Source organism: Rhodococcus sp. YL-1, from assembly GCF_001942025.1.
Lineage (GTDB): Bacteria > Actinomycetota > Actinomycetes > Mycobacteriales > Mycobacteriaceae > Rhodococcus_F > Rhodococcus_F qingshengii.
Map to the genome: position 1 here is coordinate 833778 of NZ_CP017299.1, position 16290 is coordinate 850067.

The 16290-nt window shown below is 61.4% G+C and carries 19 protein-coding genes; 15 read left to right on the top strand and 4 right to left on the bottom strand.

Annotated elements, in window-relative coordinates:
• The 5 genes from BH682_RS03925 to BH682_RS03945 are packed head-to-tail and all read left to right on the top strand — an operon-like array spanning nt 1 to nt 3978.
• A complete protein-coding gene (locus BH682_RS03925) occupies nt 1-786 on the top strand; it encodes a 2-keto-4-pentenoate hydratase (protein ID WP_042449395.1) in 786 nt (261 codons plus the stop codon).
• A gap of 8 nt (nt 787-794) precedes the next feature.
• Entirely contained in the window at nt 795-1697 is a 903-nt protein-coding gene (locus BH682_RS03930) for an acetaldehyde dehydrogenase (acetylating) (RefSeq protein ID WP_047269619.1), read from the top strand.
• Complete coding sequence (dmpG, locus tag BH682_RS03935) at nt 1694-2737, top strand: 4-hydroxy-2-oxovalerate aldolase (RefSeq protein ID WP_007734084.1); 1044 nt, start codon at nt 1694-1696, stop codon at nt 2735-2737. The genes BH682_RS03930 and dmpG overlap by 4 nt, the downstream gene beginning before the upstream one ends.
• 3 nt (nt 2738-2740) lie before the next feature.
• On the top strand, nt 2741-3493 hold the full coding sequence (locus BH682_RS03940) for an SDR family NAD(P)-dependent oxidoreductase (RefSeq protein WP_075832130.1): 753 nt from the start codon (nt 2741-2743) through the stop codon (nt 3491-3493).
• A complete protein-coding gene (locus BH682_RS03945; RefSeq protein ID WP_064112422.1) occupies nt 3490-3978 on the top strand; it encodes a VOC family protein in 489 nt (162 codons plus the stop codon). The genes BH682_RS03940 and BH682_RS03945 overlap by 4 nt, the downstream gene beginning before the upstream one ends.
• Here the strand turns inward: BH682_RS03945 and BH682_RS03950 are convergent.
• Nucleotides 3965-5572 carry an FAD-dependent monooxygenase gene (locus BH682_RS03950; RefSeq protein ID WP_075832132.1) on the bottom strand — a complete coding sequence of 536 codons (1608 nt, stop codon included), beginning with the start codon at nt 5570-5572 and terminating at the stop codon, nt 3965-3967. The two genes, BH682_RS03945 and BH682_RS03950, sit on opposite strands and share 14 nt — an antisense overlap.
• 139 nt (nt 5573-5711) lie before the next feature.
• The gene (locus BH682_RS36295) at nt 5712-5993 is read right to left on the bottom strand and encodes a hypothetical protein (RefSeq protein WP_197523640.1); all 282 of its coding nucleotides are present in this window, start codon (nt 5991-5993) and stop codon (nt 5712-5714) included.
• Nucleotides 5994-6385: 392 nt separating this feature from the next.
• Between BH682_RS36295 and BH682_RS03960 the strand changes: the two genes are divergently transcribed.
• The 6 genes from BH682_RS03960 (at nt 6386) to BH682_RS03985 (ending at nt 10938) form a co-directional block, all read left to right on the top strand.
• Nucleotides 6386-7561, top strand: a complete 1176-nt coding sequence (locus BH682_RS03960) for an alkane 1-monooxygenase (protein ID WP_003945652.1) — start codon at nt 6386-6388, stop codon at nt 7559-7561.
• Complete coding sequence (locus BH682_RS03965) at nt 7558-7728, top strand: rubredoxin (protein ID WP_075832134.1); 171 nt, start codon at nt 7558-7560, stop codon at nt 7726-7728. The genes BH682_RS03960 and BH682_RS03965 overlap by 4 nt, the downstream gene beginning before the upstream one ends.
• 30 nt (nt 7729-7758) lie before the next feature.
• Entirely contained in the window at nt 7759-7950 is a 192-nt protein-coding gene (locus BH682_RS03970; protein WP_075832136.1) for a rubredoxin, read from the top strand.
• Entirely contained in the window at nt 7950-9206 is a 1257-nt protein-coding gene (locus BH682_RS03975; RefSeq protein ID WP_075832138.1) for an NAD(P)/FAD-dependent oxidoreductase, read from the top strand. The genes BH682_RS03970 and BH682_RS03975 overlap by 1 nt, the downstream gene beginning before the upstream one ends.
• Before the next feature lie 74 nt (nt 9207-9280).
• Nucleotides 9281-9907 carry a TetR/AcrR family transcriptional regulator gene (locus BH682_RS03980; protein ID WP_007734097.1) on the top strand — a complete coding sequence of 209 codons (627 nt, stop codon included), beginning with the start codon at nt 9281-9283 and terminating at the stop codon, nt 9905-9907.
• A 197-nt stretch (nt 9908-10104) separates the two neighbouring features.
• Entirely contained in the window at nt 10105-10938 is an 834-nt protein-coding gene (locus tag BH682_RS03985) for a hypothetical protein (protein WP_075832140.1), read from the top strand.
• 70 nt (nt 10939-11008) lie between these two features.
• On the opposite strand, the gene BH682_RS03990 is transcribed toward BH682_RS03985, so the two are convergent.
• Both BH682_RS03990 and BH682_RS03995 read right to left on the bottom strand, forming a co-directional pair.
• Nucleotides 11009-11380, bottom strand: a complete 372-nt coding sequence (locus BH682_RS03990) for a hypothetical protein (RefSeq protein ID WP_003945499.1) — start codon at nt 11378-11380, stop codon at nt 11009-11011.
• Between the two features lie 2 nt (nt 11381-11382).
• Entirely contained in the window at nt 11383-12543 is a 1161-nt protein-coding gene (locus BH682_RS03995) for a Rieske 2Fe-2S domain-containing protein (RefSeq protein ID WP_003945847.1), read from the bottom strand.
• Between the two features lie 195 nt (nt 12544-12738).
• Between BH682_RS03995 and hsaA the strand changes: the two genes are divergently transcribed.
• The 4 genes from hsaA to hsaB are packed head-to-tail and all read left to right on the top strand — an operon-like array spanning nt 12739 to nt 16286.
• On the top strand, nt 12739-13914 hold the full coding sequence (hsaA, locus tag BH682_RS04000; protein ID WP_039973406.1) for a 3-hydroxy-9,10-secoandrosta-1,3,5(10)-triene-9,17-dione monooxygenase oxygenase subunit: 1176 nt from the start codon (nt 12739-12741) through the stop codon (nt 13912-13914).
• Between the two features lie 10 nt (nt 13915-13924).
• The gene (gene hsaD, locus BH682_RS04005) at nt 13925-14803 is read left to right on the top strand and encodes a 4,5:9,10-diseco-3-hydroxy-5,9,17-trioxoandrosta-1(10),2-diene-4-oate hydrolase (protein WP_003945808.1); all 879 of its coding nucleotides are present in this window, start codon (nt 13925-13927) and stop codon (nt 14801-14803) included.
• The gene (hsaC, locus tag BH682_RS04010) at nt 14803-15705 is read left to right on the top strand and encodes an iron-dependent extradiol dioxygenase HsaC (RefSeq protein WP_003945585.1); all 903 of its coding nucleotides are present in this window, start codon (nt 14803-14805) and stop codon (nt 15703-15705) included. The genes hsaD and hsaC overlap by 1 nt, the downstream gene beginning before the upstream one ends.
• A complete protein-coding gene (gene hsaB / locus BH682_RS04015; protein ID WP_003945677.1) occupies nt 15702-16286 on the top strand; it encodes a 3-hydroxy-9,10-secoandrosta-1,3,5(10)-triene-9,17-dione monooxygenase reductase subunit in 585 nt (194 codons plus the stop codon). Before hsaC ends, hsaB begins: the two co-directional genes overlap by 4 nt.
• Nucleotides 16287-16290 lie beyond the last annotated feature (4 nt).

Here is a 16290-nt window from a genome sequence, read left to right on the forward strand (position 1 = left end):
ATGCTCTCGACGCAGATCCGCGGCGAACTTGCCGACCATCTCGACTCGGCGGAACGGGATCGCGCTCCGATCAGCCCGCTGATCGCCACGTATCCGGACATCGACGTCGTCGACGCCTACGAGATCCAGCTCATCAACATCAGGCGTCGTGTTGCCGGTGGCGCAAAGGTGGTCGGACACAAGGTCGGACTCTCGTCACTGGCGATGCAGCAGATGATGGGCGTCGACGAGCCAGATTACGGTCACCTGCTCGCCGAGATGGAAGAGTTCGAGAACCGTCCGGTCGACACGTCGCGCTTCTGCTTCCCGCGCGTCGAGGTGGAGGTCGCCTTCATTCTGGGAGCAGATCTGCCGGGCGCCGGGTGCACCGAACAAGACGTCATCGACGCCACTGTCGCCTATGCGCCGTCCATCGAGTTGATCGACAGCCGGATCAAGGACTGGAAGATCGGCCTCTCGGACACCATCGCGGACAACGCGTCCTCCGCCGGGTTCATTCTCGGCAAGGAACGAGTTCGCCCGTCGGACATCGACATCAAGGCGATCGACGCGGTGCTGACCTGCAACGGGGAGCGGATTGCGGAGGGGCGCAGCGATGCGGTTCTCGGTAACCCGGTCACCGCTGTCGCGTGGTTGGCGCAGAAGGTCGACACGTTCGGAGTTCGGCTCAAGGCCGGCGACATCGTTCTGCCGGGTTCGTGCACGCGAGCGATCGACGCTCATCCAGGCGACAACTTCCGAGCCGAGTTCAGCGGCCTCGGTTCCGTCTCTCTTCAGTTCACGTAGGAGTAGTCATGACCAAGGCAAGTGTGGCGATCGTCGGATCGGGAAACATCAGTACCGATCTGTTGTACAAACTGCAGCGTTCCGAGTGGCTCGAACCGCGATGGATGATCGGAATCGATCCCGAGAGTGAAGGATTGGCGCGCGCCCGCAAGATGGGACTCGAGACCTCCGCCGAGGGCGTCGACTGGTTGCTCAGCCAGGCGGAGAAACCGGACCTGGTCTTCGAGGCGACGTCGGCATACGTGCACCGCGAGGCAGCACCACGCTACGAGGCCGCCGGTATCCGTGCCGTCGACCTGACTCCGGCCGCGGTCGGCCCGGCTGTGGTTCCGCCCGCGAACCTGCGTGAGCACCTGGACGCACCCAACGTCAACATGATCACTTGCGGTGGGCAGGCAACCATTCCGATCGTCTACGCGGTGTCGCGTGTCGTCGACGTGGCGTACGCCGAGATCGTCGCCTCCGTTGCATCATTGTCCGCCGGCCCGGGAACTCGCGCGAACATCGATGAGTTCACCAAGACCACCAGCCGCGGTATCGAGACCATCGGCGGCGCACAGCGCGGCAAGGCGATCATCATCCTCAATCCCGCGGACCCGCCGATGATCATGCGCGACACAATCTTCTGCGCTATCCCCGAAGACGCCGATCAGGCCGCGATCACCGACTCCATTCACCGCGTCGTCAAGGACATCCAGCAGTACGTGCCCGGCTACCGGTTGCTCAACGAACCGCAGTTCGACAAACCGAGCGTCGTTTCCGGTGGCTATGCAACGGTCACCACGTTCGTCGAGGTCGAAGGCGCAGGCGATTTCCTACCGCCGTACGCGGGCAACCTCGACATCATGACGGCAGCAGCCACCAAGGTGGGCGAGGAAATCGCCCAGAAGCTTCTGAGTGTGAAGGCATGAGCGACATGATTCATTTCGATTCGAGCTGGGACATCCGCGTCACCGACACGTCGCTGCGCGACGGCTCCCACCACAAGCGTCATCAGTTCACCGTCGACGAAGTACGAGCCATCGTCGGTGCCCTCGACGGAGCCGGAGTGCCGGTCATCGAGGTCACTCACGGCGACGGTCTCGGCGGATCCTCCTTCAACTACGGCTTCTCGAAGACTCCCGAGCAGGAACTGATCAAAGCTGCCGTCGAAACGGCGACCAACGCGAAGATCGCCTTCCTGATGCTGCCCGGGTTGGGCATCAAGGACGACATCGTCATCGCACAGGACAACGGTGCGTCCATCTGCCGCATTGCAACTCACTGCACCGAGGCAGACGTATCCATCCAGCACTTCGGCCTCGCGCGTGAGCGTGGACTCGAAACAGTCGGATTCCTCATGATGGCTCACTCGATTCCGCCGGAGAAGCTGGCCAAGCAGGCTCGCATCATGGCCGACGCGGGTTGCCAGTGTGTGTACGTGGTCGACTCGGCCGGCGCGCTGGTACTCGAGCAGGTATCCGATCGCGTCGAGGCGCTGGTTCAGGAACTCGGCAACGACGCTCAGGTCGGCTTCCACGGCCACGAGAACCTGGGCCTGGGCGTCGCCAATTCCATTGCGGCAGTTCGTGCGGGAGCCAAGCAGATCGACGGTAGTACCCGTCGGTTCGGTGCCGGCGCCGGCAACGCCCCGGTCGAGGCGTTTGTCGGTGTTTGCGACAAGATCGGCGTCAAGACCGGTATCGACTTCTTCGCCATCGCCGATGCAGCCGAAGATGTTGTGCGCCCGGCAATGCCGCAGGAATGCCTGCTCGATCGTCAAGCACTGATGATGGGCTACGCCGGCGTGTACTCGAGCTTCCTCAAGCATGCCGAGCGTCAGGCCGAGCGGTACGGAGTGTCGTCCGCGGAGCTGTTGGTGCGCGCAGGTAAGCGCAAGTTGGTCGGCGGACAGGAAGATCAGTTGATCGACATCGCGCTGGAACTCCAGCGCGAAGCAGCGGCTTCCTAGGTCATGGCAGACGTACTGGCCGGAAAAGTGGCCTTGGTGACCGGCGCGTCCTCAGGGTTGGGGCGCGCCGTCACCGAGATTCTCCACCGCAGGGGCGCACAGGTTTTCGGTATCGCCCGCGACAAGGAAAAGCTGCGACAGTCGATGGTCGAGGTGGTCGGCGCGGATGGAGAGCGTCGTTTCGCGGCGACGGACGTCTCGGATTCCGCTCAGTGTGATGCGGCCGTGCAGGCGTGCGTCGACGAACTCGGTGGTATCGACATCCTCGTCAACGTGGCGGGATCGCACTCGCTTCGTCATACGGCGGATATTGCGGATTCCGAATGGGCACATGACCTTGCGGTCAATCTGAACGGACCGTTCTTCCTTTCCCGAGCAGCACTGCCGCACTTGCTGGAACGGGGCGGCAACATCGTCAACGTCTCCTCGATCGCGGGGCTGGAAGGGCAGGCGTACTCGGCTGGATACTGTGCTGCCAAGCACGGACTCATCGGACTGACCCGAGCGATGGCGATGGAGTTCACCGGAAAGTCTCTGCGTGTCAACGCAATCTGCCCCGGCGGCATGATGACTCCTCAAGTCACCGGATTCACCTTCCCCGACGGAGTCGACTTCGACCTCGTCATGAAGGTTGCCTCGCCGCGTGGCTTGATGGAAGCCGAGGACGTTGCGAAGATGGTGGCTTTCGTTGCCTCCGACGACGCCGCGGCGATACACGGGGCCGTCTACTCGGTGGACAACGGAAAAATGGCATGACCCCGTTGGTCTCGGGACCGATCTTCCAGATCTGCTGGGTGGTCGAGGACATCGAGGCCGCCGAACAGGAGTTCACTCGGCAGTGGGGAGTGGAGCGATGGCTACGTATGCCAGACATCGCCTTTGGTCCCGAGACCACAACGTATCGAGGTGAGCCCGCGGACTATGTCGTGCACGTGTCGATCGGATATGCGGGCAGCCAACAGCTCGAGTTGATCCAACCAGTGTCCGGACGCAACCTGTACACGGAGTTCCTGGAGACTCACGGCGTCGGAGTTCATCACATGGCTTGGGTTCCCGACGATTACGAGGCGACGTTGCTCGAGGCCGAGCGTCGCGGAATGTCGGTGGTGCAACAAGGTCGGGTAGAGGGCGCCGGCATGGAGTTCTCCTACCTCGATGCCGGGCCGTTGGGTGGATACGTCGAGTTGATGAAGCTCTCGCCCGAGATTCGGTTGATGTTCGCTTCGCTCATTCCTGATTGACGGCAAACACTTTCGTGAAGTAATCGGAAACGTTCTCCGGGTGACCACGGAATCCGAGGTAGCCGTCGGGGCGAATGACCAGCGCCGCCGTACCTTCGACCCCATACGCGGCGCACAGTTGCGAGGCGTTGTCCTCGATGATAGGCACCAGCGAGTCGACGGTCACGGTTCCCGGTGGCACTATCGCGTAGACGTCCAGCAAGCCGTGCGCTGATCGAATTGCGGCGTCGGCGACCTTCTCCAAGCTGTTGATGCTCTCCGCGGATCCGTCCGAAGTCAGCAGTAACGTGTGGTCGACTCCGGACAGCAAGTCGAACAACCGAATTGGATACTGCACACCGTCTCGGCGCATTCCGCGTGCATCGGGTGCACGCTCGCCCGGTTGAACGTGTGGACTCGAAGAATCACGCACGGTGTTCAGCGGACTCTCCGAGTAGTCGATCAACAATTGAGCCTGGCGCCGCATTGCCGTGTCGATGGAAGACTCTCCCGAACCGATTCCTTCTCGAGCATTTCGGACCGTCATCCCGACGACTTCTTCACCGACCGGCCGCCTTTCGGCGTCGTAGGTCTCGAGAAGATCCGCTTCCGCAACACCTTTGACGGCGAGCGCTATCTTCCACGCAAGATTGTGGGCGTCCTGGATCCCGGTGTTCATGCCCTGCGCGCCAGTCGGGGGATGGATGTGCGCGGCGTCGCCGGCGACAAAAACGCGTCCGCGGCTGTAAGCGTCGACGATGCGGTGGCTGATGCGGAAGACCGAGGACCATCGCAGCATCGAGGCGGTTGTCGGTTCTGGGGACAGTCTGTCGAGCACAGCCTGGATGTGATGGAGTTCAGGTGTCTTTCCGGTTGAAAAACTTTGTTGTACAGCGGCTTTGTTCGACGATTCGTCCGGCATCAACTCATCCGGAACGAGCATCGACATGCGGTACCGCTTGTGTCCGGGAAGTGGGATGCAGACGAGTAGATCGTCGGTGGTTCCGTCGTCGCTGGTGTGGTTGGCGCGGACGGAGTAGCCGCTGGGTATCGACCAGTCGACTTCGACGTCACCGAGCATGTAGCTCTCGGCAAATGCGCCGCCCTCGAAGCTCAGGCCCAGCCCTTTGCGGACCACGCTGTGCGCGCCGTCGGAACCCACCAGGTACTGAGCCGTCACGGTACTGCCGTCGCTGAGGGTGCAGGTGACGGCGTCGTCGGATTGTTCGAATGCAGTGAGGCCGACTCCGCGTTCGACGGTTGTTCCCAACTCGGTGAGGCGCTCGGTGAGGATGCGCTCCGTCGAGTACTGAGGCAGACAGAGAAACCAGTAAGGAACGTCCTCGGGGAGGGTGAGGTCGACGCGGCCGACCTCGACGCCGTTCGTGTACATGATCTGACCGCGCATCAATGTCGAGGCGTCGAGTGCCTGGCGGAGCACCCCCATGTTCTCGAAGAGTTCGAGAGTGCGTGGCTGAATCCCGACGGCTTTCGCGTATTGCCGCGGTTCGTCGAGCGGGTCGACTATTCGGCATGAGATACCGCGTCTGCGTAGCTCGATCGCGGTGGTCAAGCCGATCGGGCCGGCGCCCGCTACCAATACGTCGGTATCCATGAGGACCCACTCACGTCGGGGACAGTCGGTCATTTCAGTATGGGTACGCGAACTTTCGTTTTGGGGAAATTCGCGCAAATCGGACATCGAGAGGTTGTGTCTCGCGCCGACTGTCCGTCCGCGCACCGACTGTTTTGCGCTATTGCTCGTCTTCGAAGCCGAGCGCGATTCTCCTGCACAGAAGCGTGAGCTCGACCTCGTCGACGCGTGGCGCGTCGTCCCATGAATCGACGTCGTTCCAACTCACTGAACTCGGAGCGCCGAAAGGCCTGACGAAAACGTGCTGATGAAAGTGGGGGACGCTTAGCCCAGCGATCGCGGAGAACACGAATTCCGGAGTCAATTCCGAGTCGAGGGCACGTGAGACGCACCAGACCGCGTGTGCGATGGCGAGTGCTTCAGGTTCGGATAGTGAAGGCAACCCGGACACGTGTCGACGGGTCTCGACGAACACATATCCAGGAACCGAACGTCCGTGTGGTGGAGGGGGCCGATGGGAGACAACGACGAAGTCGTCCTCGAATATTCGAGGGCTGACGAGCGGGCCTGTTCCTCGGTGTTTGGCGCATATTGCGCACGTTGACGTCCCCATTCCACTTTTGTAGCGAGTGTGGCGCGGTGGCGGAAGATTTGCGATCAGCCCGAACGGAGGGTTCATCTAGATGTACAAATTGACATGTTTGTAAAAGTTTTACCTTGAAAATCGTTGACAAAACGCCATCATTTGTCCACTCTCTATACATAGATGTTGCTCGTGTCGCGGATTACCGCGCAGGACGCACTCACTGATCCGAACGAGAACTGGAGAATTCGATGGCGGCGTTGGTGTACACCGAGCCAGATGGTCGGCTCGCAACTTGGAGAGACCGGAAACGCTACTTGTGGCTGCTGGCGCTGATTCCGTCATCGGCAACTTTCATCGCCGTGGGGCTTGTTACCGCCACCGGATGGAATGTCTTCTGGTGGACCGGCCCACTGATCGCTTTTGCTCTCATTCCCGTCATCGACATCCTGGCGGGTGAGGACGGGAAGAATCCGCCCGACGAGGTGATCGACGAACTCGAGAACGACCGCTTCTACCGGTGGTGCACCTACGCCTATCTGCCGCTGCAATACACGGCCTTCTTCCTGTCCTGCTACATCTGGGCGCGTTGGGATTTGAGCGTTCTCTCCAATATCGGACTCGCAGTGACGATCGGTGTGACGGCCGGAATCGGCATCAACACCGCCCACGAACTCGGGCACAAGAAGGAGAGCGTCGAGCGCTGGTTGTCCAAAATCGTTCTCGCGCAGAGCGCTTACGGTCACTTCTACCTCGAGCACAACCGTGGCCACCATGTGCGAGTGTCGACTCCGGAAGATCCGGCGACCTCGCGCTTCGGTGAGACCCTCTACGGTTTCTGGCCGCGCAGCGTCGGCGGGGGATTGAAGTCGGCGTGGCATCTCGAGAAGACCCGCTTCGAGCGTTTGGGCACCACGCACTGGAGCATCAAGAACGACGTGCTCAACGCCTGGCTCATGTCGGTTGTTCTGTTCGGTGTCGCGCTTGCAGTATTCGGGATCGGCATCGCGCCGTACCTCGTGATCCAGGCGTTCATCGGGTTTTCGCTGCTCGAAGCGATCAACTACCTCGAGCACTACGGACTCCTGCGTCAGAAAACCGCAAGCGGACGGTACGAGCGATGCACGCCGGCGCACAGCTGGAACAGTGATCGCATCTGCACCAACGTCTTCCTTTATCACTTGCAGCGGCACAGCGATCATCATGCGAATCCGACACGGCGCTACCAGGCGCTTCGCAGTATGGAAGAGGCCCCTCAGCTCCCGAGCGGCTACGCCAGCATGATCATGCTCGCCACAGTTCCGCCCCTGTGGCGCAAGGTGATGGACCACCGCGTTCTCGAGCACTACCGAGGTGACATCACCCAGGTCAACATCGCGCCGAAGAAGCGGGCCAAGATCCTCGCAGCCTACGGGGTGAACGCATGAACGCCTACATCTGCCCGATCTGCGACTACAAGTACACCGAATCGACAGGCGCTGCGCGAGAAGGCTTTCCGCCCGGCACGCCGTGGTCGAGTATCCCGGACGACTGGTGCTGCCCCGACTGCGGCGTCCGCGAGAAGGTCGACTTCACCCTCGTCACGCAATCCTGATCGAAATACCCACCGGTGAAAGGAAAACCGATGTCCGAGACTGCCACTGCTTACAGATTGTTCCGCTGCCTCCAGTGCGGGTTCGAATACGACGAAGCGATCGGCTGGCCCGACGACGGTATCGAGCCGGGTACTCGCTGGGACGAGATTCCCGAAGACTGGTCTTGCCCTGATTGTGGTGCTGCCAAAGTCGATTTCGAAATGGTGGAGGTGGACCGCTGATGACAGCGGTCAGCGAGCCCGACACACGCACCGTCGTGATCGTGGGCACGGGCATCGCCGGTTCCGGTGCCGCGCAGGCCCTGCGCAAGGAAGGGTTCGGCGGCAGCATCATCCTGATCGGCAGCGAACCTGAGGAGCCGTACCGCCGCCCGGCGCTGTCGAAGGAGTTACTGTCCGGGAAAGCGTCGTTCGATCGGGTTCGGTTGCGGCCGTCGACTTTCTGGAACGAGCAGGGTATCGATCTTCGGATCGGCGCAACTGTCACGAGTATCGACACAGATTCCCGCACAGTACTTTTAGCCGACGGTGACAGCATCGACTACGACGTTCTGATTCTTGCCACGGGTGGACGGTCCCGACGGTTGGCCGCGGAAGATTCTGAGCGCGTTCACTATCTTCGGGATATCGCAGACATGCGACGCTTGCAATCCCAGCTGATCGAAGGATCCTCGCTATTGGTGGTCGGCGGTGGCTTGATCGGATCGGAGGTGGCGTCAACGGCACGCGACTTGGGTTGCAGTGTGCAGGTTCTCGAAGCGCAACCGGTGCCCCTGTCCAGGCTGCTTCCACCGTCGATAGCGGAGAAGATCGCCGCGCTGCACGTCTCGGCGGGCGTCGCCTTGCAGACGGGAGTTGACCTCGAGACGCTCACGACGGGTGCCGACGGCGTCGCCGCACGTGCGCGTGACGGACGCGAGTGGACAGCGGACTTGGCCGTCGTCGCAATCGGATCCTTGCCCGATACCGATGTGGCTGCTGCGGCGGGTATTGCGGTGGACAACGGGATTTCGGTAGACGGATACCTCCGGACCTCCGTCGTTGATGTGTACGCGATCGGCGATGTGGCCAACGTGCCCAACGGTTTTCTCGGCGGCATGCACCGTGGTGAGCACTGGAACACCGCGCAGGACCACGCAGTTGCAGTTGCCAAGACCATCGTCGGGAAGGAAGAACCCTTCGAATCCGTCCCTTGGAGTTGGTCGAACCAATTCGGCCGCAACCTTCAAGTAGCTGGTTGGCCAGGCGCGGACGACACCGTGATTGTTCGAGGAGACTTGGACTCCTATGACTTCACTGCGATCTGCATGCGCGACGGAAATATCGCCGGTGCTGTGAGCGTGGGCCGGCCGAAGGACATTCGCGCCGTCCGAACCCTTATCGAACGCTCGCCGGACATCAGCGCCGACGTACTCGCCGATACAAACAGGGATCTGACCGAACTTGCGGCGGGTCTTGTCGCCTCACCGGTGCTCTGAGTGCACTCGTGACTTCTGTGGCTTGCGTGTCCACCGTTTTGACACCGAGCACGGGCGATGGAAATCTTCCCGATATGTCCACCGCTCGTGCCCGTGTCCCGTACCACGAGGCAGCTCGTCAACTCCTCCGTGCGTCAGCGCTCGACGCCACACGCGAACTCTTGACCGAGAAATCGTGGAACGACATCACGATGGCGCATATCGCGGAAGCTGCGGGCATGAGCCGGCAGACGTTGTACAAGGAGTTCACGTCCCGCCAGGGATTGGCGTCCGGATACCTCATCCGTTTCGTCGACGAGTTCCTCGAAGAGGTGGAACGCGAAGTAACGCTGCATCATTCGGATCCGCGGGGCGCGGTCTCGGCAGCCTTCCGTGCCTTCTTCGACGCCGGTGCACGGGATCCGATGGTGGTCAGCATTGTCGGTCCCCGGCCGCAGCACGACCTGCTGAGCTTGGTCACCACTGACGGGACTCCGCTGCTCGAACATGCGAGCGCGAGGTTGGCCGAGATCTTCATGACCAGTTGGGCGAACGTCGACCGCATCCATGCCGAGATGTTCGGCAGCACGATAGTGCGTCTGGCGATCAGTCACGTGACGTTGTCTTTCGGTACCCCCGATCAGATCGCCGAGAACCTGGGGGAGATGTTCGGGCCGTTCCTCGATCAGGTCATCGGTTCGGGCACAGTCGAACCGAACTGAGCCGACAGGATCGATACGGTTTCCGGGCTAGGACGGAAGTTCGATCGAGCGTGATCGCCGTAGTTCTTTGGTGGGAAATATCGTCGTTATGTGTGAATCCGCGTCTCACTTCTCGGTAGCGTGCCGGGCGTAGATCGAGGTGCGATCCGCAGGGGGTGGCTCTCGTGAATTTCCGTCAACGGTGGAGGAATTCGAAGATGAAGAGCCGCAACAAATCTCGAGTGATGTCGACAGTCGCGCTAGTTGCAACATTTGTCATGGCCGGTGCAGGTGTGGCAATTGCCGACGAATCATCGTCAGGGTCTTCCGGCAGCGGATCGCTCGGTTCCTCCGGTGCGGCAGCGGTTGATCCGTTGACCTTCGACGGTTGGGGCACGTGCCCGATCGAGGATCTCGAGGTGACGACGTGCGCCAGCGTCGTAGTTCGCGGAGGGACCATGAAATTGGGCGCACTTTCGGTGCCGATCCCGGACGGAAGCCTCAAGGTTGCGGGCGGAGTGAAATACGCGACCCAGCCGGACAACAGTTTCATCGAGACGTTCGTCGCCAAGCAGGACGGGTCCAACGGGGTCTATTCCAATCCGATTTCGGTACCCGGAGGTGCTCTCGGGATCGATACTCCGCTGGGACTGACTCAGATCAGCGCGACGGTGGAATCGGTGGGAGTCCCGGATCTGAAGGTTCTCGAGCAGGAACTCACCATGCCTGTTCGATTGAAACTGTCTAATCCCTTGCTCGGTGACGATTGCTACATCGGTTCGGTTTCGAATCCGATCAACCTTCACCTGACCACAACCGGAAACCCTCCGTCGGAAGCTATCGGTGAGTTCCCCGGTGCAGTGTTCCCGGCAGTCCCACATTCGGATGCGGTGTTTGCGGCGCCGGGAGCCAGCGGGTGTGGACCGCTGGGTGCGCTCAACTGGGCCGTGAATCTACGCGGGGGAGTGCCGGCGGCCAGCGGAAAGAACTCTCTCACCACGTCGAGCGACGTCTACGCGGTGGCTGCACGAAAGGTGCGACCGCCTGCCTGACGGACGCGCGGGCGCTGGAACGTAAAACGAGGGCCGACCCGTGGGTCGGCCCTCGTTCTACACAATCAGGTCAGCTGACCTCGGGATCACGCACCGTGATGGTGCCGTCCCTAACCGCGTCGGCGATGCTGTCGTGCAGTTTCGGGCATCCGTCTTTCAATGCCGACGACTGCCCGGAAGCAATTGCCTCTTTGAAGGTGTGGCAACGCAGCGCCGGGTCGGAAGTCCACTGAACGCTGGTGTGTTTGTACGTGTTCTTGCGAACCAGTACGCACGCGCCGCATGCCTTGCAGTCGACTTCCTGCAGACCCGAGTCGAGGTATTCGTGCTTGTCCTCGATCGTCTGGGCCGCGATCGCCTCGAGCCGTTCCGTTTGCCCGGCAAAGTCCGGTGCCTTGGCCCAACGAGCCCACCGTGCGTCGGTTCCGATCGAGGCGCTCACGACTAGACCTCTGCTTCCTTCTTTGCCGCTTCTGCTGCAGCTTCCTTCTCGGCCTTCTGGCGTGCGAGGTTTTCCTCGACCTCGGCGTGCCAGGCTTCGTTTGCCTTGGTGGTGTCCACCTCGAACTCGAAGCGCTGCGTCATCTTCTCGGTGACGTCGGCCTTGTCCACGTAGAACTGCTCGTACCAGCGTCGTAGCTGGTAGACGGGGCCGTCTTCTTCGCAGAGAAGGGGATTCTCGATCTTGGTCTTGTTCTTCCAGATCGCGACGTCCTGCAGGAATCCCTCGCTGATGCCCTCGGTGAACTTGCCGGCCAACTTGTCGGCCATCTCGTCGGAGACACCCGTCGGCTTCTTCACCGTCACGCCCCACTGCAGCACGAACGAGTCCGGGCTGATCGGGTAGTGGCAGTTGATCAGAACACTCTCGACCTCGTATCCGCTGTAGCTGTTCCACAGGGGATTGACCATGTACGACGGTCCGTAATACGCAGCTTCGGAGCGAAGAAGCGTGTCGCCGCCGTACTGGGAGGCCATTCCGATGTCGGGACGACCCGTGGTGTTGAGGTACTGAGTGGCGATCTCACCTTCGAAGACGTTCTTGAAGTACGTCGGGAAGGCGTAGTGGATGTAGTAGAAGTGCGCCATGTCGACCACGTTGTCGATGATCTCGCGGCAGTTGGACCCCTCGATGACCATGGAGTTCCAGGTCCAGTCGGTCCATTCGTCGCTGTACGCGCCCTCGATACGAGGAATCACGATCTCTTCGGGCGGCGGATTGCCCTCGGGGTCGTTCCAGACGAAGAGCTGACCGTTCTGCTCGAGGGTCGTCCACGCGCGGGTGCGTGCGAGCGGAGGCACGCGGCGGGCATAAGGAATGCCGGTGCACTTGCCGTTGCCGCCCCAGCGCCAGTCGTGGAAGGGGCAGGCGATGGAATCGCCTTTGACCTCGCCTTGTGTGAGGTCACCACCCATGTGACGGCAGTATCCGTCGAGAACTTTGATGTCGCCCTTGCTGTCGGCGAACACCACGAGCTTCGTACCGAAAGCCTCGATCGCGTGCGGTTTGCCGTCCTTGAAGGTCTTCAGTAGACCCAGGCAGTGCCAACCGCGGGCGAAACGAGTTTGCACCGTTCCGACGTCGATCTCGCGAATCTGCGCCATTGTGACCTCACATCCCTTCTAGCTGTTAGTAGAACACGTTATAGAACTCGATCCGGTTCCGCCAGATTTTGGGGGCACTTGTTACAGCATTGCGGCCACAAACGGGACCTTTGTCAGCGTCTCGACCGAAAAGAGAACGTGTTCTAGTCTCAAGTGTAAGTGAACCAACCGATCGAGGAAGACGGGAGCGTCGAAGTGGGTAACCATGACAGCCACGAGGTGATGCAGAGGCTCGACGCACTACTGCCGGCACTGCGCGAGCGCGCACAGGAGACCGAGGATCTGCGTCGTATCCCCGACGAGTCCATCAAGGCTCTTCAGGAAACAGGCTTCTTCCGCTTGCTGCAGCCGAAGCAGTGGGGCGGATACGAAGCCGATCCGGTGCTGTTCTACTCCGCGGTCAAGAAGATCGCCAGCGCGTGCGGTTCCACAGGGTGGGTCTCCTCGATCATCGGGGTACACAACTGGCACCTCGCCCTCTTCTCTCAGCAGGCGCAGGAAGACGTGTGGGGCAACGACACTGACGTTCGCATCTCGTCCTCTTACGCCCCGATGGGTATGGGTGAAGTAGTCGAGGGCGGATACAAGGTCAACGGTGCGTGGGCGTGGTCCTCGGGTTGCGACCATGCCAGCTGGGCCGTTCTCGGTGGTCCGGTGTTCAAGGACGGCCGCGCAGTCGATTTCGTGAGCTACCTGATTCCTCGCGAGGACTACCAGATCGACGACGTGTGGAATGTGGTCGGTCTGCGTGGAACCGGCTCCAATACCGTTGTGGTCAAGGATGTTTTTGTTCCCAAGCATCGCGTGCTGAGCTTCCGGGCGATGAGCGAACTGACCGCCCCGGGCCTCGAGAACAACACCGCGCCGGTCTACAAGATGCCGTGGGGAACCATTCACCCCACGACGATCTCGGCACCGATCGTCGGAATGGCTTACGGAGCTTACGAAGCGCACGTCGAGCACCAGGGCAAGCGTGTGCGCGCTGCGTTCGCCGGCGAGAAGTCGAAGGACGATCCGTTTGCCAAGGTGCGCATCGCCGAGGCGTCCAGCGACATCGACGCCGCGTGGCGTCAGCTCTCCGGCAACGTCGCCGACGAGTACGCGTTGATCCTTGCGGGCGAGGAGGTTCCGATGGAACTGCGGCTGCGCGCTCGACGTGACCAGGTGCGCGCCACGGGCCGCGCGATCGCCTCGATCGACAAGCTCTTCGAGAACTCCGGCGCCACGGCGCTGCAGAACGGCACTCCTATCCAGCGTTTCTGGCGCGATGCTCACGCTGGTCGCGTCCACGCCGCCAACGATCCCGAACGCGCCTACGTCATGTTCGGAACCGGCGAATTCGGTCTGCCGATCACCGACACGATGGTCTAGAGGAGGCTCAGTGACAACCACCGAAGAAGCCCTCACCTACGAGTCCACTTCACGGTTCGCGCAAGTGCGCCCCGATCTGAAACTGCACTTCCACGAGGCGGGCGTCGGAAACGACAAGACCATCGTGCTGCTGCACGGCGGTGGCCCAGGCGCGTCGTCGTGGTCTAACTTCGCCCGCAACATTCCGGTGTTGGCGAAGAGCTTTCACGTCATCGCCGTCGATCAGCCCGGTTACGGGCAGTCCGACAAGCCGACGGAGCATCCGCAGTACTTCGTGCACAGTGCGTCGGCGCTCAATGATCTTCTGGATACGCTCGAGATCACCGGTCGCGTTGATCTGCTGGGCAATTCGCTCGGTGGTGGCGCTGCTGTTCGCTTTGCGCTCGACTACCCGGACCGTGCGGGTCGCCTCGTTCTGATGGGCCCCGGCGGTCTGAGTGTCAACCTGTTTGCGCCGGACCCCACCGAGGGCGTCAAGAACCTCGGAAAGTTCAGCTACCAGCCCACCCGAGAAAACCTCGAAGCATTCCTGCGGATCATGGTCTTCGATCAGAAGCTGATCACGCCGGAACTCGTCGACGAACGTTTTGCTGCCGCCAGCACTCCCGAGTCGCTGGCTGCGGCCAAGGCGATGGGTAAGTCCTTCTCCAGCGGTGACTTCGAGCTCGGCATGCTCTGGCGCGAGGCGTACAAGCTTCGTCAGCGTGTGTTGCTGATCTGGGGCCGTGAGGATCGGGTCAACCCTCTCGACGGCGCACTGGTCGCGCTCAAGATGATCCCGCGCGCGCAGCTCCACGTCTTCGGCGGTTGCGGTCACTGGGCGCAGCTCGAGAAGTTCGACGAATTCAACCGGCTCGCAACCGACTTCCTGCTCGACGGAGGTAAATGATGGGTATTCGATCTCTGGCGTACATGCGCATCGGGGCCACCGACATGGCTGCGTGGCGCGAATACGGACTCAAGATCCTCGGAATGATCGAGGGCAAGGGCGTCGACGCGGAATCGCTGTATCTGCGTATGGACGACTTCCCGGCGCGTCTTGTCATCGTTCCGAACGACACGGACCGTCTGCTCGTCTCGGGTTGGGAAACCGCGAATGCCGCTGAGCTGCAGGATATCCGTGACAGGTTGTCGGCAGCCGGTGTTCCGTTCAAGGAAGGCACGGCGGAGCAGCTCAAGGACCGTCGCGTCGTCGAGATGATCGCGTTCGAGGACACCTCGGGCAACTCCCTCGAGGTGTTCCACGGAGCTGCTCTCGAACACCGCCGGATCGTGAGCCCGTACGGGCACAGGTTCGTGACGGGTGAGCAGGGCCTCGGCCACGTCGTGCTCACCACCGATGACGACGATGCTTCGCTGCGGTTCTACCGCGACGTACTCGGATTCAAGCTTCGCGACTCGATGCGTCTGCCTCCGCAGATGGTCGGCCGGCCCGCGGACGGCGACCCGGCGTGGCTGAGGTTCCTCGGCTGCAACCCGCGTCACCACAGCTTGGCGTTCCTGCCGTTGCCCAACCCGACGGGCATCGTGCACCTGATGCTCGAAGTGGAGAACTCCGACGACGTCGGACTGTGCCTCGACCGGGCACTGCGCAAGAAGGTCAAGATGTCGGCGACTCTCGGTCGCCACGTCAACGACGAGATGCTCTCGTTCTACATGAAGACTCCAGGCGGGTTCGACATCGAATTCGGTTGTGAGGGGCTAGAGGTCGAGGACGAAAACTGGATCGCGAGGGAAAGCACGGCCGTGAGCCTGTGGGGTCACGACTTCACGGTGGGAATGAAGCCGTGAGTTCGCCCGACGCGTCGGTGAGTGCGGAACAGGCCATCGATCCACGCCAGTTCCGCACGGTTCTCGGGCAATTCTGCACGGGTATCACCATCATCACGACAGTCGACGACGGTGAGCCGGTCGGGTTCGCGTGTCAGTCTTTTGCCGCCCTGTCACTAGACCCGCCTTTGGTGTTGTTCTGCCCCACCAAGGGTTCTCGGTCGTGGGCGGCAATCGAGCGGACCGGGAAGTTCGCCGTCAACGTGTTGGCGGAGGAACAGCAGGCGGTGTGTGCTCGTTTCGGATCACGTGAGCCGGACAAGTTCGCCGGTATCGATTGGACGCCATCACCGTTGGGCTCGCCGATCATCGACAAGTCGCTTGCCCACATCGACTGCACAGTGGAAACAGTCCACGACGGCGGTGATCACTACGTCGTCTTCGGACGTGTGTCGTCGATGAGTGAGATCAAGACCGAACGCCCGCTGCTCTTCTATCGCGGGCAGTACACGGGCATCGAGCCGGACAAGACTGTTCCGGCTACCTGGCGTGACGATCTCGAAGCGTTCCTGACGACCACGACAGAAGATACCTGGCTGTAGGGGG

Coding starts and splice junctions, on each gene's coding strand:
- BH682_RS03960 (WP_003945652.1), top strand. CDS start 6,386: ATGGCGGCGTTGGTGTACACCGAGCCAGATGGTCGGCTCGCAACTTGG.
- BH682_RS03930 (WP_047269619.1), top strand. CDS start 795: ATGACCAAGGCAAGTGTGGCGATCGTCGGATCGGGAAACATCAGTACC.
- BH682_RS03985 (WP_075832140.1), top strand. CDS start 10,105: ATGAAGAGCCGCAACAAATCTCGAGTGATGTCGACAGTCGCGCTAGTT.
- BH682_RS03950 (WP_075832132.1), bottom strand. CDS start 5,572: ATGGATACCGACGTATTGGTAGCGGGCGCCGGCCCGATCGGCTTGACC.
- dmpG (WP_007734084.1), top strand. CDS start 1,694: ATGAGCGACATGATTCATTTCGATTCGAGCTGGGACATCCGCGTCACC.
- BH682_RS03980 (WP_007734097.1), top strand. CDS start 9,281: ATGTCCACCGCTCGTGCCCGTGTCCCGTACCACGAGGCAGCTCGTCAA.
- BH682_RS03925 (WP_042449395.1), top strand. CDS start 1: ATGCTCTCGACGCAGATCCGCGGCGAACTTGCCGACCATCTCGACTCG.
- BH682_RS03975 (WP_075832138.1), top strand. CDS start 7,950: ATGACAGCGGTCAGCGAGCCCGACACACGCACCGTCGTGATCGTGGGC.
- BH682_RS03970 (WP_075832136.1), top strand. CDS start 7,759: ATGTCCGAGACTGCCACTGCTTACAGATTGTTCCGCTGCCTCCAGTGC.
- hsaC (WP_003945585.1), top strand. CDS start 14,803: ATGGGTATTCGATCTCTGGCGTACATGCGCATCGGGGCCACCGACATG.
- BH682_RS03995 (WP_003945847.1), bottom strand. CDS start 12,543: ATGGCGCAGATTCGCGAGATCGACGTCGGAACGGTGCAAACTCGTTTC.
- BH682_RS03940 (WP_075832130.1), top strand. CDS start 2,741: ATGGCAGACGTACTGGCCGGAAAAGTGGCCTTGGTGACCGGCGCGTCC.
- BH682_RS03965 (WP_075832134.1), top strand. CDS start 7,558: ATGAACGCCTACATCTGCCCGATCTGCGACTACAAGTACACCGAATCG.
- BH682_RS03945 (WP_064112422.1), top strand. CDS start 3,490: ATGACCCCGTTGGTCTCGGGACCGATCTTCCAGATCTGCTGGGTGGTC.